This window comes from Actinoplanes sp. NPDC026670, from assembly GCF_040638175.1.
GTDB lineage: Bacteria > Actinomycetota > Actinomycetes > Mycobacteriales > Micromonosporaceae > Actinoplanes.
In genome coordinates this window covers 1-15,382 of the sequence record NZ_JBEZXU010000086.1, presented here as the reverse complement: position 1 = coordinate 15,382, position 15,382 = coordinate 1, and the positions used below count along the sequence as shown (strand labels likewise).

Below are 15,382 nucleotides of genomic sequence, written 5' to 3'. Positions count from 1 at the left end.
GCCGTCAGGTGAGTCGGGCAAGGCCGGCACGGAGTCTCTCCAGTAGTGCTAGATCCTGTGAGGAGCGGGGGTCGTGCACCTCCAGCTGACCGATCTTGAGCAGGTCGCTGATCAGCAGGCGGGTGAGGCCGAGGGGTAGCCCGCAGTTCGCCGACAGTTCGGCCACCGAGCACATCCGCCGGGCGTGCTCGTAGAGGGTCCGGGAGGTGGGTGCGAGGCTGGCGGCGAGCACCGGGTCGTAGCGGTTGCCGGTGGAGACCAGGGTGTGGATCAGCAGCGGGCTGCGGCTGCCGGTCCGCCCGCGGGCGGTCATGTACGGGCGCACCTTCCAGTGCAGCCCCGGCCTTCGAACCATGCCGGGCCTCCTAACGGCGTGCCGGTGCGGGCAGCGTGTTCTGGTGCAGCGCCTGCCTGGTCTCCGGGGTCAGGGCGTGCCCCACCGATTGGCTGAACGTGGTCATCGCGTACCCCAGGTGCCCGATCTGGGTCTGGGGTTGTGCGGCCACCAGCAGCGCCGCGACGAAGTCGCCGGCCGGGTCGTCGATGCGCAGGAAGGCCAGGTGGCCGTGCGGGTAGCGGATGCTCAGGTTCTCCGGGGCGCCGAGCTGGAGCAGGCCGCCGAGCTGGCCGGTGATGCCGAGGAACCCGGCGGCCAGGGCGGCGACGCTCTCCGCGTGCTCCCGGCTCAGGTGCCCGGACGAGGCCAGCTGGAGCCCGTCGGCGGAGACCAGCACGACCGCGGTGATCGTCGGTACCTCGCGGACGAGCTGGTCGATCAGCCAGGAGACGTCTGGCTGGCCGCCGTCGGCGGTGGTGCGGTAGTCGGTCATCACGGTCCTTCGACTTTCGGGGGGCGCTCGTTGCGGTGGGAGACCTTGGCCCGGGCGGCGTCGACACCGGCGTTGAAGTCGGCGGCGTCGTCGTGCCAGGTGGTCTGATGTACCTGGGTGGTGACCGGGAGCGGCGGCGGGTCGGCGCTGCGGACGCTGGCCGGCACCCGGCGCGGCATGGCCTGCTTCTGCACCGGCAGCACCATGGTCACCTCGTTGCCGCCGATCGCCCGGCGGCGCTGCTCGGGCACCGCCTCGATGGCCGGGGCCGGCTCCGGCTCGGCCACCCGCGGTGTCTCGCAGAGCAGGTCGGCGCCGATCAGCAGCATGGCGACGGTGCCGCGGGGCTGCCGGGGCACCAGGCGTACGCGCAGCGACCGGTGCCGGTGGGTGAGCACTCCCGCCACCGACAGTCCCAGGTGGGCGGGCCGCAGCTCGTCGGCGGGCGGCCCGTCCGGGCTGTCCAGCAGCCGCTCGATCCACGGCAGGTGGGCCGGGTTGATGCCGATGCCGCTGTCCTCGACCCGGATCACCACGTCGCCGTCGCCGGTGAGGTGCGCGGCGATGGTCACCGGCTCGGTCGGCGGAGAATACCTGTCGGCGTTGTCGATCAGCTCGGTCAGGATGCGGATCACGTCGTCGGCGGCGACCGCGGCCACCGCGAGATCGGCGATCGGGCCGAAGTGCAGGCGTTCGTAGTTCTCCACGGCGGCGCCTGCCGCGTGGGTGACGTCCTGGAGCGAGGTGATCTGCTGGTCCGGGTCGTCGAGCGGTTCGCCGGTGAGCACCCGCAGGTTCTCGGCGAGGCGCCGCACCCGGGTGACCGAGTGGTCGATGCGGAACAGCACCTTGCGCCGTTCGCTGTCCTGCTCGCGGAACTCGGCCTCACCGATGTGGTGGACCGCCTCCCAGGTGAGGGTGAGCAGCCGGAGGGCGAACTCGCCGGCGACCGGTCGCCACAGATCCTCTGGTGGGGCCGGCTCCTCTTGCACTTCGACTGCTTCGACCGGGTCGGCGTGCTCGTCGGGCTGCCGCCTGCGCCACCAGTTCGTCCAGCGGCCTGCCGCAGGCATCGATTGCTCCCCAATCAGCCTTGTGTCGTATCGGAGCGGAGGAAGATCACCGACTACGAAGTCTGTACCGTACCTGCCGGATTGCCGGGATGGCCACCAATCCTCATGTTGTGCAGGTCTCCCGGTCACCAGCTCCTGAGCTGCCCTGTCGTGAACGCGGGAACAGTCGGCTCCAATGTGGATCTTCCTGCTCTGTGGAGAGCTTAGCCACAGGCATGACCGGGCCGGTCGGTGCCCATCGCTTTCCGTCGAGCCGAGCATGGCGCTCCGCTGTGATGTGGTGACGGACTGTGCGTACGTTGGCCCCAGGGGGCCGCACCGGGGCCGGCCCGGCTCAGCCGACGGTCGCGGAGGCGAGCAGGGCGGCGGTCGGCAGCGCGAGCCGGCCGTCGCCATCGCGGTACGGGGCGGTGTGCCTGTCGAACTCGGCGCGGACCCGTTCGACCGTGGCCGGGGTCTGGCGGCGCAGGATCGCGCCGTGTGAGCCGATGCCGTTGGCCGGGCCGCTCCACCAGGCCTCGGGGTCGGTCCGGTGGACCCAGGTGAGGGTGTCGCAGCTCGGCTCGGTCAGTCCGGCCCGCCGGAGCAGGTCGGTGAGGCCGTCCTCGGTGCGCGGGAAGTCCTGGTCCGGGGCCACCCGGGGCAGGTCGGCCGGGCGTTCGACCCCGGCGGCGTCGAAGATGGTGGCCCAGACCTGCTGCGCGGGCGGCGGCGGGTACGGCCAGATCGTGACCGCGACCCGCCCACCGGCCCGGACGACCCGCCGCAGCTCGCGGACGGCGGCCACCGGATCACCGACGTGGTTGACGACGAAGTTGGCCACCGCCGCGTCGAACGCCCCGTCCGGGAACGGCAGGTGGGGGAGCAGCGCGTGCTGGAACTCGGCGCCGGGAACCCGCTGTCGCGCCACGTCGAGCATGCTGGGCTCGGCGTCGACGGCGGTGACTCGGGAGCCCCGCGCGCATGCCAGCCCGGCCACGGTTCCGGTGCCGGTGCCGACGTCGAGCAGCCGGTCCCCGTCACCGGCCGCGGCCGCGTCCAGCAGTGCCGCGGCCGGATGAGCGCACAGGGCGGCGAAGCTCCCCTGGAACGCCGTCCCCTGTCCCGCCCACAAGGCCCGCTCGTACTCGTCGAATGCTGTCATGATCGACAACTTAGCCAACCGGGTCACAGGTCGAGGACCAGGCGGGGACCGGCGGCGCGGGAGACGCACGGGAACACGGTGTCGTTGGCGGCCCGTTCCGACTGGGTCAGCAGGGCGTCCCGGTGGTCGACGGCGCCGGACAGCACTGTCGTCTCGCAGGTTCCGCAGGTGCCCTCCCGGCACGAGGAGAGGATCGGGACCCCGGCCGCCTCGACGACTTCGAGGATCGAACTGCCGGCGGGCACCGCCAGAGTCCGGCCGGTCCGGGCCAGCTCCACCTCGAAGGCCTCCGACGGCCCGGCGGTCCCGGCGGGCGCGGCGAACCGTTCCAGGTGCAGGGCCCGGCCCGGCCGGCGCGAGCAGGACTCCTCGACCGCCTGGAGCATCCCCGACGGCCCGCAGCAGTAGACGAGGGTGCCCGGCGGGTGGCGGCCGATCAGGGCGTCCACGTCGAACCGGCCGAACGGGTAGAGGGTCACGCGGGGGTCGGCGGCCAGTTCGTCGTGGAACGGCATGGCGGCCGCGGTCCGCCCCGCGTAGTGGAGTTCCCACGGCGCTTCGGCGGCGGCCAGCATCGGCCGGATCGGGGTGATGCCGATGCCGCCGGCCAGGAACAGGTAGCGGGGCGCGGGCCGCAGCGGGAAGTGGTTGCGGGGCTCGCTCACCTCGATCAGGTCCTGTTCCGACAGTTCGTCGTGAACGTGCCGGGAGCCGCCGCGCCCGGTGTCGTCGCGGCGCACCGCGATCCGCCACACCGAACTGTCGGCCGGATCGCCGCACAGGGAGTACTGCCTGGTCAGCCCGGGACCGAGGTGCACGTCGACGTGGGCGCCGGGTGACCAGGCGGGTAGCCGGCGATCGTCGGCGCTTCGCAAGTCCAGCGCGACGACGCCTTTTGCGACGACTGTGATATGCGTGACCCGTACCGTAATCATCTTAAATGCGCCGGAGGCCGCGGCAGGATCGCTGCCGGATCGGGTGTCGCGGGGCCTTCGGCCGGATGGTCGGGGTGGGCGAGCAGCCATTCCCACATCGCGACCGGCTCGATGGCCTCGGCCTGCGCGCCGCAGTGGCAGCGGCCGCGCAGCCGGTCGTCGCCGGGCAGCCAGCTGACCCGGAGTTTCATCGGGCCTCGCGCATCCGGGCGAGCATCCGGCGCGCGGCCAGGCCGCCGGTGTCGATGTTGATGGAGAGTTCCTGGTAGCCGTCGGGTTCGCCGCTGATCACCTTCTCCAGGGTGTCGAGGGCGGTGACATCCTGGAGGACGACGGTCCGGTTGCTCTTGGCGAGATAATCGCTGACGTCCTCGTCGTCGAGGGCGAAGTCGCGGGCCACCGCCCAGAAGTCGTGGGTCGAGCTCTCGGTCTCCGGCGTGATCGCGTAGACCACTTCGACGTGGAACGCGTCCGGGTCGCTGCCGTCCTCATTCGGCAGGACCCCGGCCGGCGCGATCCGGCTGTGCAGCAGATACAGGCACGGCGGCGTGTACTCGATGTCCTGCCAGCGGGTGATCCGGCCGGTGATGCCTGTCGAGTTGGCGTAGAACGGCGGGCACGCCGCGTCGGCCATGTGCCGCGACACGTAGACGATGCCGGCCTCCTCGTCGACCTCGGTGGTGATCGGCGTCTCGGCCACCTCGGGCGTGCCGATGTAACCGCCGTGCAGGTACGTCTCGTGCGACAGATCCAGCAGGTTGTCGACGAGCAGGCTGGCCCGGGCGGCGAGCGGCTCCATGCCGGACACGACGGTCCAGCCGGGCATGTCGAGCCACGGCGCCCGCGGGATCCGGGTCGTCGCGGCCAGCTCCGGATCGCCGATGAACACCCACACGAACGAGTCCTGCTCGACGACCGGGTAGGTCCGCAGCCGCGCGGTCCGCGGCACCCGCGTCTGTCCCGGCACCGCCACACACACCCCGTCGGCGCCGTAGGTGAACCCGTGATAACCGCAGACCACGGTGTCGCCGACCAGGTGGCTGGGCTTCTCCGAGAGCGGGAAACGGCGATGCACACACCGGTCCGACATGGCGGCCACGGCACCGTCTCCGGTGCGCCAGAACAAGATCGATTCACCACATACGGTACGGGAGAAGAGCTCCCGGTCCACTTCACGTGTGTAGGCCGCCACGTACCACTGATCCTGAACGAATGCCGTCGTCATACCCGGCAGTTTGTGACCTGGGTCGCAACAGGTCATCCTGGGTTTCCGTCATTCGGAAGGAGCCCGGCGATGGTGAAGCGCGCGGCGACCGGTCCCGTCCTCGGGCGGGCCCTGCTGATCCTGGAGGCGTTCGGCCCGCGGCACACCACGCTCACCCTCACCGACCTGGCCCGCCGGGCCGGGCTGCCGCTGTCCACCGTCCACCGGCTGGCCGGCGAGCTGGTGTCGTGGGGCGCTCTGGAACGCGACCCCGGCGGCCGGTACAGCGTCGGCCTGCGCCTGTGGGAGGTCGGCTCGCTGGCGCCGCGCGGTCTCGGCCTGCGCGAACGGGCGCTGCCCTACCTGGAGGACCTGTCCCAGGTCACCCACGAGAACGTCCAATTGGCGGTACGCGAAGGCGCCGAAGTGGTGTTCGTCGAACGGATCGCCGGCCGCCGTGCGGTGCCGGTGCACACCCGGGTCGGCGGCCGGTTCGCGCTGTCCGCCACCGGGGTGGGCCTGGTGCTGCTCGCCCATGCGCCAGTCGCGGTGCAGGAGGAGGTGATCGGGTCGGCGATCGAACGGTTCACCCCGCACACCGTCACCGACCCGGCGGCCCTGCGGCGGCTGCTGGCCGACGTGCGCACCAACGGCTTCTCGGTCAGCGATCGCCAGGTCACCGAGGACGCCCTGTCGGTCGGCGCCCCGATCCGCGACGCACACGGCACCGTCGTCGCCGCGGTGTCACTGGTGGTCCGCTACGGCACGGTCTCCCCGCACGCGCTGTCCCCGCTGGTGCGCTCCAGCGCCCGGGCCATCTCCCGCGCGCTCGACACGGCCGGCAGCGACAGCACGAAACAGGCGCCGCCCGAGCCCTTGCGGTAGGCGACCGAACCGCCGTTCGCCTCGGCCAGCTCACGGACGATGAACAGACCCAGCCCGGTGCCCTTCTTCGTCGGCGCCACGCCGGTGGTGGCCCGCGCGTACCTGCCGAACAGCTGGGGGACGAACGCGTCGGGCACACCTTCGCCGGTGTCGGACACCTCGAAGTCGACCATGCCGTCGCGCACGGCTATCCGTACGGTGACCGGCGGCCGCCCGTACTTCATGCCGTTCGAGATCAGGTTGCCGAGCATCTGCTGAAGGTGACGCGGGTCGGCCGCGACGAGGACCTGCTGGTGCGCCACATCGATCCGGACGTCGTCACGCTGGGCGACGCACAGCTGGGCGAGGGCCTCGACCGTGGCCTGGTGGGCGTCGAGCGGCGTCCGATGGGCGACGAGATTCTCCTCGTCCAGCTGGGTCAGCGTGAGGATCTCCTCGACCAGGTTGCCCATGGTGACGGCCGCGGTGGCGACCCGCTCGACGTCCCCGCGCTTCTCGGCGTCGGGGGAGACGTCCCAGTCCGCCAGCATCAGCTCGCAGTACCCGGTGATCGCCGTGATGGGCTGCCGCACGTCGTGGGTGAGCATCCCGACCAGGCCGGCCACCCGGTCGTTCGCGGCCCGCAGCGAGGAGTTGAGCGCTCCGAGCTCACGGGCCCGTTCCGCGGCCCGGATCGTCTCCCGCTGAACGGCCCGGTTGCGGGCGGTCAGACCGGCCACGGCCACCAGCAGGAAACTGGTCACCACGGTCAGTCCCACCGCGAACCGGTACTCGCGGACCACACCGTCGATCGTCTGGAACAGCGTGGTGGCCGGGATGGCGGCGCCCACCAGCCAGTAGGTCCCCCGGACGGGCGCCTCGGTGACATGCCAGTCAGGTCGTGCCGCCCCCGTCGATCCGGTGATGACGTTCACCGTGCGGTTGGTCCGGGTGTCCCGGAGGTACGCGCTGGTCGCCCCGGACGATGCGACCGCACGACGCAGGTCGGCTGCCGCCATGCTGCTCTGGACGTCGATGGTCGTGGTGAACATCCGCCGGCCGTCGGCGGTGTCGACGGGCACCGTGACCTGGATGACGTCGATGTGCCGGGTCGGGTCGAGCATGATCGAGGCGGTCGGCCCGTCGTCGCCCGGCAGCCGGCGCGGGGCCATCGGCTCGGACCGGAACTCCTGGACCCGGCGCTTCGGCACCCGGTTGATCGACGGTGCTGCCATGTCGAACGCCGTCCGCGAACTCCCGTCGTCGGTGAGGCCGGCCTTGGCGCTTCTCCGCTGACCGTCCTCGATCTCCTTGAGACCGGCCGCGATCGCATCGGCGGCGCCGGCCACGTGGTCGTCGAAGGTCTGCTCCAGGCTCTGCCCGGCCGCGTGACCGAAGACCAGGAAGAGGCCGCCGGCCAGCAGATACACCGCCAGGAGCAGGGCCGCGGGAAGGATCAGGTGACGCCGGTAGCCGCTGCTCGGCACTCTGCTCGGCCCAGGACGAGTCCGCATCTGTTTCCGCCCTTTTCGCACATTCTCGGCGCGAGCGAAGTTTAGGACGACCGGGCGGCCGTCCGCCCACGGAATGCAGATGCATGTGCGGCCGCCGGCCTGGCAGGCTGCACTCCGGGCGTTTCGACACCGGGGAGCAGACGAATGACCAGCACCGACCAGGAGATCAAGTCCGCCGACGGGACCCGGCTCGTGGTGCGCCGCGTCGGCGCCGGTGATCCGGTGATCCTGTTGCACGGCTCCGGCGGCGGCCTGCACTCGTGGGCGGCGGTGGCCGAGCGGCTGGCCGGATCGTTCGAGCTGTGGATGCCGGCCCGCCGGGGCTACCACCCGAGCGACGTCCCGCCCGGCCGCAAATCGTTCCGGGACGAGGTCGCCGACGTGCTCGCCGTGCTCGACACGATCGGCCGCCCGGCACACCTGGCCGGTGGATCGTACGGCGCGACGCTCGCCCTGCACACCGCCGCCGCCGAGCCGTCCCGGCTGCGCTCGCTGTCGCTGTTCGAGCCACCGCTGTTCGCCGCCGGCGACGCCCTGACGCCGCTGCTGGCCCGCTACCGCACGGCCCTGGCGGCGGACGACGCCGCCGGGATGTTCACCGTGCTCGACGAGGTGACCCGGGTGCCTCCGGAGGTCGTCGCCGCGTTCCAGGCCGCGGCCGGTGACCGCCGGATCGACCCGGCCACCGCGACCGGCTGGCTGCACGACCTGGAAGCCCTCACCGGCGACACCACGGGCCCGGCCACCTGGTCGACGATCACCGTCCCGGCGCTGCTCATGCAGGGCGCCGACACCTGGGCGCCGATGCCCGCCACGATGGACGCCCTGGCCGCCGCGCTCCCCGGGGTGCGCCGCGTCATCTGGCCCGGTCAGTCCCACTTCGCTATGATGACCGCCCCCGGCCTGGTCGCCGACACCCTGCGGGACTTCTTCGGCAGCTGCCCCTGAACTGCCACCGGCCGGTTGCTCAGCGACCGCCCGCCATCGCCGAACGGTGAACCGTGTCGGAACCCGGTCGTCCAGCCGTCCCCTCGCACGAGATCGAGAAGCCCGCCCACCGGCTGATCGCCGGCGTCATCGTGGTCCTCGGGGTGAGCATGCTGCTCACGTTCGTGCTGTCGGTGTGGGAGTGGGAGGACGTCGTCGTCAACGGCGAGCCCGCCGAACTCGACGAATGGCTGTCCGTCGTCGCGATCTGCTGGCTCCCGGTGATCACCGTGGCCCTGCTCCGGCTGATCGACCTGCAACGACGGATGCGGGCCACCGCCCAGGCCGCCGTGCAGGCGTTCGAGAGCACTGTCCGGACGGTGTCCGGCTGGGTCTGGCGCACCGACGCCGACCTGCGGGTGACCTATTCCAGCGACGGCGTCACCACGCTGTTGGGCCTCGACCCGGAGCAGGTCGTCGGCAGCGCTCTCGATTCGGTTCTGACCGATTCCCTTTCCGCGGTACGGGCGAACGCCGCCACCGGCACCGCGGAGTGGGCGAACGCCGCCGCCGGCACTGCGGAGTGGGCGGACAGCACCCGCCACACCGACGACACGATCCGGCACGTGCGCAGCAACGCCACCCCGCTCCGGGACGGCAAAGGTGTGATCGTCGGCTATCACGGGTTCAGCACTGACGTCACCGCCGAGGTCGAGGCGACCGAGGAGAAACGCCGCGACCGGCAGCGGCACGAGACGCTCCGGGCCGGGATCGCCGCGCTGCTGGACGACGACGACGCGCTGCGGATCGTGCTCCAGGTGATCGTCGACCTGGACACCGGCCGCCCGGTCGGGGCTGAGGCGCTGTCCCGGTTCACGGCCGAGCCGTACCGTCCGCCGAACGTCTGGTTCGAGGAGGCCTGGCAGGTAGGGCTCGGATCAGACCTGGAACTGCACGCCGTCGGCAAGGCCCTGGCCCGGCTCCCGGAGTTGCCCAACCACGCCTACCTGTCGGTCAACGTCGCCCCGGACACCCTCGTCGACCCGCGTTTCCTGGCCATGCTCGACGACCTGGGCGCCGACATGGCCCGGATCGTCGTCGAGATCACCGAACACGCCGTCGTCAACGATTACGGCCTGCTCACCGAGATCGCCGACCGGATCCGCCTGCGCGGCGGCCGGCTTGCCGTGGACGACGCGGGCGCCGGCTACGCGACGATGCAGCACATCCTGGCGTTGCGCCCGGACATCATCAAACTGGACCGCAGCATCGTCGGCCACGCCGACGAGGACCCGGCCCGCCGAGCGCTGACCGCAGCGATGGCAGCCTTCGCCAGTTCCCTGGGCACGACGGTGGTGGCCGAGGGCGTGGAGACCGCCGGCGAGATCGAGGTACTGCTCGACACCGGCGTGCACCTGGGCCAGGGCTTCTTCCTCGGCCGCCCGGCCCCCGACTGGCCAGCCGAGAACCCGGCAACCCGGGTGTGCACCAGCCGCTGACGAAAAGCTCCCAGCGCCCCGGACATGCGTCGGCCCGGGTGCGTTGCGGCCGGCAGTCGGGAGTTTCGGTGGTGCGGGCCTGTGCCGGCTCGCGGCTGGGAGTTTCGGTGGTGCGGGCTTGCGTCGGCCCGGGGCTGGGGGTTTCGGTGGTGCGGGCCTGTGTCGGCTCGCGGCTGGGGGTTTTCGGTGGACCACGTATGCGTCGGCCCGTGACAGGGAAGTGAGTGGGAGAGTCACGTGGCGTAGCGAGGAGAGTCATGAGCTGGGCGCAGGCGGTTCGAGAGCGGGCCCGTACCACTTTGGCCTCGGCGGCCAGCCGGAACCTGCCGCCGCCGTTCACCGTCGGCCCGGAGTTGCCGGACCCGGCCACCCCGGTGGTCGTGGTGGACCGGCGGCCGAACAGCGAGGACGTCCTGCCGCCCGGCATCCGCACCGCGGGCGCCTGGGCCTGGCGGTTCATCCTGTTCGTCGTCGCCACCTACCTGCTGCTGCGTCTGATCTCGCTGCTGAGCGTCGTGATCATCCCGGTGGTGGTGGCGATCCTGCTGGCGGCCCTCTTCCAGCCGGCCAGCGCCGCGCTGGTGCGATGGGGTGTCAAGCGCTCCCTGGCGGCCGGACTGGTGCTGGTCAGCGGACTGATCGTGGTGTTCGGCGGGCTCGGGCTGATCGTGCGAACCTTCATCTCCCAGTTGGACACCCTGTCGGCACGGGTCACCGAAGGCGTCGACGAAGTACAGACGTGGCTGTCGCGTGGCCCGCTGCACCTGACCGACGCGCAACTCAGCCAGTACGTCGATCAGGCCCGAACCGCGCTCACCTCCAACCAGGGCGCCGTCACCAGCGGGGCGATCACCACCGCCACCACTCTGGGCGAGGTGATCACCGGATTCTTCCTGGTCCTGTTCACGCTCTTCTTCCTCCTGCGCGACGGCGCCCAGATCTGGTCGTTCCTGTGCCGGCTGCTGCCACGCGAGGCCCAGGTGCCGACCGCACGGGCCGGGCACTACTCGTGGCACACGCTCGTCTCGTATGTGCACGCCACCGTCCTTGTCGCCTTCGTCGATGCGGTGGGCATCGGCATCGGCCTGGCGATACTGCGAGTCCCACTGGCCCTGCCGCTCGCCGCTCTGGTGTTCCTCGGCGCGTTCATCCCGGTGATCGGCGCAACCCTGACCGGCGCCGTGGCGGTCCTGGTCGCCCTGGTCGCGAACGGCCCGGTGACCGCGGTGACCGTCCTGATCATCGTGATCGCCGTCCAGCAACTGGAGGGCCACGTGCTCCAGCCACTGATCATGGGCCGCGCCGTGGCACTGCACCCCCTCGCGGTGATCCTGGCGATCGCCGCCGGCATCGTGGTAGCCGGAATCGTCGGCGGCCTGATCGCGGTCCCCTTGCTGGCCGTGCTGAACACCGCAATCCGCTACCTGGCCCAGCACCCGAACGGCGAACCGACCCCGAACCGAGTGCCCCCAGGCACCGAACCCACCGACGACGAGGAAGCCGAACAGGAGAACCGTGCCGACGCCGCCCAGCGCGCCGCCGACCCGGCAACCCCACCCCCGGCCAGCACCTCGGTGTCCCCAGCCGGAGCCGGCCAGAGCTGATCCACAACCGAGGCCGACCATGCCGGCCTTCTTGTCCTCGTGGCCGGCCACGGTGGAAGCGGCTCGGTGTGGCAGTTGCACTGGGCCGTTCTTGTCGGCCGGGCCGACCCTCTTGTCCTCGTGGCCGGCCACGGTGGAAGCGGCTCGGTGTGGCAGTTGCGCTGGCCGATCTCGTCGGCCGGGCGGGCCGCTTGTCCTTGTGGTCGGCCACGGTGGAAGCGGCTCGGTGTGGCAGTTGCGCGGGCCGGCCGCCCGTCAGGTGACGACGACCCCGCCGATGCCGGTGCGTCCGGCGATGGTGGCCACCAGATCGACCGTGACGCCGTCGCGGATGCGCTCGCCGAAGACGTCGACGATCGCATCCGTGACCACGGCGATCAGGCGGGCGACGATCTCGTCGGCGTCGGGACGGCTGAACGCCGCCTCCTTGATGCCGAACGAGACGTATGGCGAGGCAGCCCGGGCGGGGAAGCCCCCGATGCCCCAACGGGCCGCTGGCAGGCCGATCAGCTTGACGTCGACCAGCCCGCGCGCCCACTCGCCGTAGACGGTGACGACCGCGTCGGTCAGTTTCTGAATCAGGACGGCCTCGCGGCCGGCCAGATCGCTCTCCAGCACATGGACGCTGAGGTGTGGCATAGCATCCCCCATGGCTTTGACTACAAAATAGCTTTGCAAGCAAAGATATTCGGAGGATGGGCGGATGTCAACTGAGGACCGGGTCCGGGAGTTGCTGCTGGTGATGCCACGGATGGTCGGCCGGATCAAGAAGCTGCCGTTGCCCGAGCAGTTGCAGTCACTCGACCTCGCGCCCCGGCACCTGTCGCTGCTGTCCCTGCTGCTCCTCGACGGCCCGCAGACGGTCTCCCACCTGGCCGAGGTGCTGGGTGTCGCGCCGACCACGATCAGCCTGATCGTCAGCGACCTGAGCCGCCGGGGAGTCCTGGCGCGCCGTGAGGACGACGACGACCGCCGCCGCCGGATCGTCGACATCACCCCGGACAGCCGGGACGCCATCGCCGAGTGGCTCTCCCCGGGCGCCCAGGCCTGGCGTCAGGCCCTGGCTCCGTTGACGCCGACCGAGCAGCGGACCTTCGTGGACACCCTGCTGCGCTACGAGGCGGCGGTCGCCGATCTCCGGCCGGAGATCGGCGACCGGTGAGGGCCGGGCGAGGTTCACCGTTGCGGTGACCCGGATGCCGATGCGGGCCAGCCGTGGATGTCGAAGACGGCGATCGGGTCGAGATAGTCGCGCCAGCGGCTGATCTTCCGGTCCCGGATGGTGATCACCGAGACGAAGTTGTTCGTGTAGTCGGCTCCGGTCGCCGTCGCCCGGCCGTGCACGGTGTATTCCAGGACCACCACCGACTTCTCCCGGTCGTGGTGGACCGCGAGCTGATCGGCGGCGTACAGGACCATGCTGTCGCCGTAGTCGCGGTACAGGTCGGCGACCGCAGTCCGGCCGACCACCCGGCGCGGATATCCGGGCACCGTGATCACGTATTCGAAGACGGCGTCCTCGGCCAGGGTGTCGAAGTAGTGGTCGCCGTCGACCAGGCCGGCCAGTCCCCGGGCGACGATGTCGAAGAACGGATTCAGGGCGGCGAAGTCGTCGCTGTTCACGGGCCAGGCCCGGCGTGCGAAGTCGGCGAGGCTGCGGGGCGGCCGGCCGAGTACCCGTTCGATGTCACCGGTGGGCCGTGATCCGTTGCCACCGGCGACGGCCGATGTCTGCCAGTCGAGCACGACCCCGTAGTCGGCGGGAACGAATCCGGTGGCGACGACGGCCCGTACCCAGGTGTCGCGGTCGATGTCCTGGAAACGGACCGGCCGGCCGGTCACGTCGCCGATCGTCTCGGCCACCTGGGTGAAGGTGAGCGCTTCCGGGCCGGTCAGGACATACCGTCGACCGGCGTGCCCGGTGGGGTCGGCGAGCGTCGCGGCGGCCACCGCGGCGATGTCGGCGGCGTCGACGAACGCCTCGGCGCCGGTGCCGGCGGGCACGGTGATGACATCGTCGACGATCGGGACGTGGTGGTCGGCGAAGTTCTGCATCACCCAGCCCGGCTGGAGGATCGTGTGGGTGAAGGCGGTCCGGCTCCGGAGCTCGGCCTCGACCGCCGCGAAGTCGGTGGTCTCCGGAGCGTCCTCGGCACGGTAGGTGCTGAGGTGGGTGATGTGCCGGACACCGGCCTTCTCGGCGAGGTCGAGGAAGTCCGACACCTGCTCGGCGTACCGAGTCCGGGGCACCGGCGCGACGAGATACACCCGGTCCACGCCGTCGAGGGCGGTGGCCTGGGACGCCGGGTCGTCCCAGTCGAAGCTCACGTCGGCGCCGCTGCGAGCCGCGGTCCGGGCCGGCAGGCCGCGGTTGCGGAGTTCGGCTGCGACCAGGGAGCCGGTCCGGCCGGTCCCGCCCAGCACCAGGACGGTGTTCATCGAGTTCGTCATGAATTCATGATCTGGGTTGTCCGCTGGCGTCTCAATGTGTCAAACGCGCCTGTTGTTTGTTTCAGACGCTCATTCGGTACGCTCGGCGAGTGGATCTCCTACAGGATCATCTGACCCGGGCGAGGGCGTCGGGTGGAGTCTTCGCCCGCACCGTGGCCGTCCCGCCGTGGGGTCTCACCCTGGCCGGCACGATCCAGTTGTCGGTGCACACCGTGGTGCAGGGCCGGGCGTGGCTGTGGTTCGACGATCCGGGACAGGCGATCGAGCTGGCGCCGGGGGAGCTGGCCCTGGTCCGGGGCGGCCGGGCCCACCACATCGCCCACGAGCCCGGGGCCGAGTGCTCGGACCATACCGAGTTCCTGGCCCGTCCGGCCCCGTCCGAGCCCGCGCCCGGGCAACGGCTGACCGTCTTCCTGTGCGGGGCGTACCGCTTCTCCGGTGACATCGGTCAGGGCCTGCTCGACGCGCTGCCCGAGGTGGTTCCGCTGTCCGCCGGCGTCGGTGATCCACTGCACGGTGTCGTCTCGGTGCTGTCGCAGGAGCTGAGCGGCGACGAGCCCGGCCAGCAGACCGTCCTGGACCGGCTGCTCGATGTGCTGCTCGTGCTCGCGCTGCGTACCGCGTTGCGGCAGAGCCCCGACGCCCCGCGCTGGTTCCGGGCCTCCGCCGATCCCCGGGTCAGCGGGGCGCTGCGGGCGATGCACGAGGACGCGGCCCGGACCTGGACGGTTCCGGAGCTCGCGGCGATCTGCGGGCTGTCCCGGGCCGCCTTCGCCCGGCTCTTCGCCCAGGCGCTCGGGCAGACGCCCATGCAGTACCTGACCGACTGGCGGATGGCGATCGTCCGCGACCACCTGCGCACCACTGACCTGACGCTGGCCCAGATCGCCGACCGCACCGGTTACGGCTCGCCCTATGCGCTGGCCGCCGCCTTTCAACGGCACCACGGCATGCCGCCCGGCGCCTGGCGGGAGCGCCGTCCCTAGCCCAACCCGCGATCTTGGGGAGTTCCACGAGACAGGTGTGCCGTTAGAGTTTCGCCATTTCGGGGATCGTTTGGGTGGCGGCGCACCGGTGTCCGTCGTCGCAAGCCTTGGTCGTCGGCCTTCCGCTGGACGCGGTCGGCGGCGCTCGGCCCGACGTGGTCGGCGGCGGGCGGCCAGACGCGGTCGCCGGCATTCGGCCGACGCGCGACGACCAGCGCACACAATGCGGCAATGTGCGATTTCACCCTCGTCGGAGCGACGACGGGCGCACACGGACGGCACAACGTGTGCGCCCGTCCCCGTCAGAGCGAAGCAGGCGCACACGATCGGCGAACGTGTGCGCTGACCATC

At 71.2% G+C, this 15,382-nt stretch carries 15 protein-coding genes and 1 pseudogene; 6 read left to right on the top strand and 10 right to left on the bottom strand.

The features are described 5' to 3' along the window. Positions 1 to 4: 4 nt before the first annotated feature. From AB0E94_RS46655 to AB0E94_RS46625, 7 genes are all read right to left on the bottom strand, one after another. Positions 5 to 355: a DUF742 domain-containing protein gene (locus AB0E94_RS46655; protein ID WP_317796350.1), complete on the bottom strand. Its 351-nt coding sequence runs from the start codon at positions 353 to 355 to the stop codon at positions 5 to 7. A 10-nt stretch (positions 356 to 365) separates the two neighbouring features. Beyond that, positions 366 to 830 carry a roadblock/LC7 domain-containing protein gene (locus tag AB0E94_RS46650; protein ID WP_360341096.1) on the bottom strand — a complete coding sequence of 155 codons (465 nt, stop codon included), beginning with the start codon at positions 828 to 830 and terminating at the stop codon, positions 366 to 368. Next, positions 830 to 1,903 carry an ATP-binding protein gene (locus AB0E94_RS46645; RefSeq protein ID WP_360341093.1) on the bottom strand — a complete coding sequence of 358 codons (1,074 nt, stop codon included), beginning with the start codon at positions 1,901 to 1,903 and terminating at the stop codon, positions 830 to 832. The genes AB0E94_RS46650 and AB0E94_RS46645 overlap by 1 nt, the downstream gene beginning before the upstream one ends. 334 nt (positions 1,904 to 2,237) lie before the next feature. Beyond that, complete coding sequence (locus AB0E94_RS46640; protein WP_360341090.1) at positions 2,238 to 3,047, bottom strand: methyltransferase domain-containing protein; 810 nt, start codon at positions 3,045 to 3,047, stop codon at positions 2,238 to 2,240. A 23-nt stretch (positions 3,048 to 3,070) separates the two neighbouring features. Further along, positions 3,071 to 3,982, bottom strand: a complete 912-nt coding sequence (locus AB0E94_RS46635; RefSeq protein WP_360341087.1) for a PDR/VanB family oxidoreductase — start codon at positions 3,980 to 3,982, stop codon at positions 3,071 to 3,073. Then, on the bottom strand, positions 3,979 to 4,173 hold the full coding sequence (locus tag AB0E94_RS46630) for a hypothetical protein (RefSeq protein ID WP_360341084.1): 195 nt from the start codon (positions 4,171 to 4,173) through the stop codon (positions 3,979 to 3,981). The genes AB0E94_RS46635 and AB0E94_RS46630 overlap by 4 nt, the downstream gene beginning before the upstream one ends. Beyond that, positions 4,170 to 5,207, bottom strand: coding sequence for an aromatic ring-hydroxylating dioxygenase subunit alpha (locus tag AB0E94_RS46625; protein ID WP_360341081.1), 1,038 nt, complete (start codon positions 5,205 to 5,207; stop codon positions 4,170 to 4,172). The genes AB0E94_RS46630 and AB0E94_RS46625 overlap by 4 nt, the downstream gene beginning before the upstream one ends. A 69-nt stretch (positions 5,208 to 5,276) precedes the next feature. Between AB0E94_RS46625 and AB0E94_RS46620 the strand changes: the two genes are divergently transcribed. After that, positions 5,277 to 6,071: an IclR family transcriptional regulator gene (locus AB0E94_RS46620; protein ID WP_360341078.1), complete on the top strand. Its 795-nt coding sequence runs from the start codon at positions 5,277 to 5,279 to the stop codon at positions 6,069 to 6,071. A gap of 11 nt (positions 6,072 to 6,082) precedes the next feature. On the opposite strand, the pseudogene AB0E94_RS46615 reads toward AB0E94_RS46620, so the two are convergent. Beyond that, a pseudogene (locus AB0E94_RS46615) lies at positions 6,083 to 6,658 on the bottom strand (HAMP domain-containing sensor histidine kinase); the annotation flags it as partial. A gap of 1,050 nt (positions 6,659 to 7,708) precedes the next feature. Between AB0E94_RS46615 and AB0E94_RS46610 the strand changes: the two are divergent. From AB0E94_RS46610 to AB0E94_RS46600, 3 genes are all read left to right on the top strand, one after another. Continuing rightward, positions 7,709 to 8,512 carry an alpha/beta hydrolase gene (locus AB0E94_RS46610; RefSeq protein WP_360341075.1) on the top strand — a complete coding sequence of 268 codons (804 nt, stop codon included), beginning with the start codon at positions 7,709 to 7,711 and terminating at the stop codon, positions 8,510 to 8,512. 53 nt (positions 8,513 to 8,565) lie between these two features. After that, positions 8,566 to 9,990, top strand: coding sequence for an EAL domain-containing protein (locus AB0E94_RS46605; RefSeq protein ID WP_360341072.1), 1,425 nt, complete (start codon positions 8,566 to 8,568; stop codon positions 9,988 to 9,990). 257 nt (positions 9,991 to 10,247) lie between these two features. Beyond that, positions 10,248 to 11,594, top strand: a complete 1,347-nt coding sequence (locus tag AB0E94_RS46600; protein WP_360341069.1) for an AI-2E family transporter — start codon at positions 10,248 to 10,250, stop codon at positions 11,592 to 11,594. Positions 11,595 to 11,849: 255 nt separating this feature from the next. Here the strand turns inward: AB0E94_RS46600 and AB0E94_RS46595 are convergent, their stop codons facing one another. Beyond that, positions 11,850 to 12,233, bottom strand: a complete 384-nt coding sequence (locus AB0E94_RS46595; RefSeq protein ID WP_360341066.1) for a hypothetical protein — start codon at positions 12,231 to 12,233, stop codon at positions 11,850 to 11,852. 64 nt (positions 12,234 to 12,297) lie between these two features. On the opposite strand from AB0E94_RS46595, the gene AB0E94_RS46590 reads away from it, so the two are divergent. Continuing rightward, positions 12,298 to 12,756, top strand: coding sequence for a MarR family winged helix-turn-helix transcriptional regulator (locus AB0E94_RS46590; RefSeq protein WP_360341063.1), 459 nt, complete (start codon positions 12,298 to 12,300; stop codon positions 12,754 to 12,756). A gap of 14 nt (positions 12,757 to 12,770) precedes the next feature. Here the strand turns inward: AB0E94_RS46590 and AB0E94_RS46585 are convergent, their stop codons facing one another. Further along, on the bottom strand, positions 12,771 to 14,045 hold the full coding sequence (locus AB0E94_RS46585; RefSeq protein ID WP_360341060.1) for an NmrA family NAD(P)-binding protein: 1,275 nt from the start codon (positions 14,043 to 14,045) through the stop codon (positions 12,771 to 12,773). An 89-nt stretch (positions 14,046 to 14,134) separates the two neighbouring features. Between AB0E94_RS46585 and AB0E94_RS46580 the strand changes: the two genes are divergently transcribed. Continuing rightward, complete coding sequence (locus AB0E94_RS46580) at positions 14,135 to 15,031, top strand: AraC family transcriptional regulator (protein WP_360341057.1); 897 nt, start codon at positions 14,135 to 14,137, stop codon at positions 15,029 to 15,031. Positions 15,032 to 15,382: the final 351 nt, after the last annotated feature.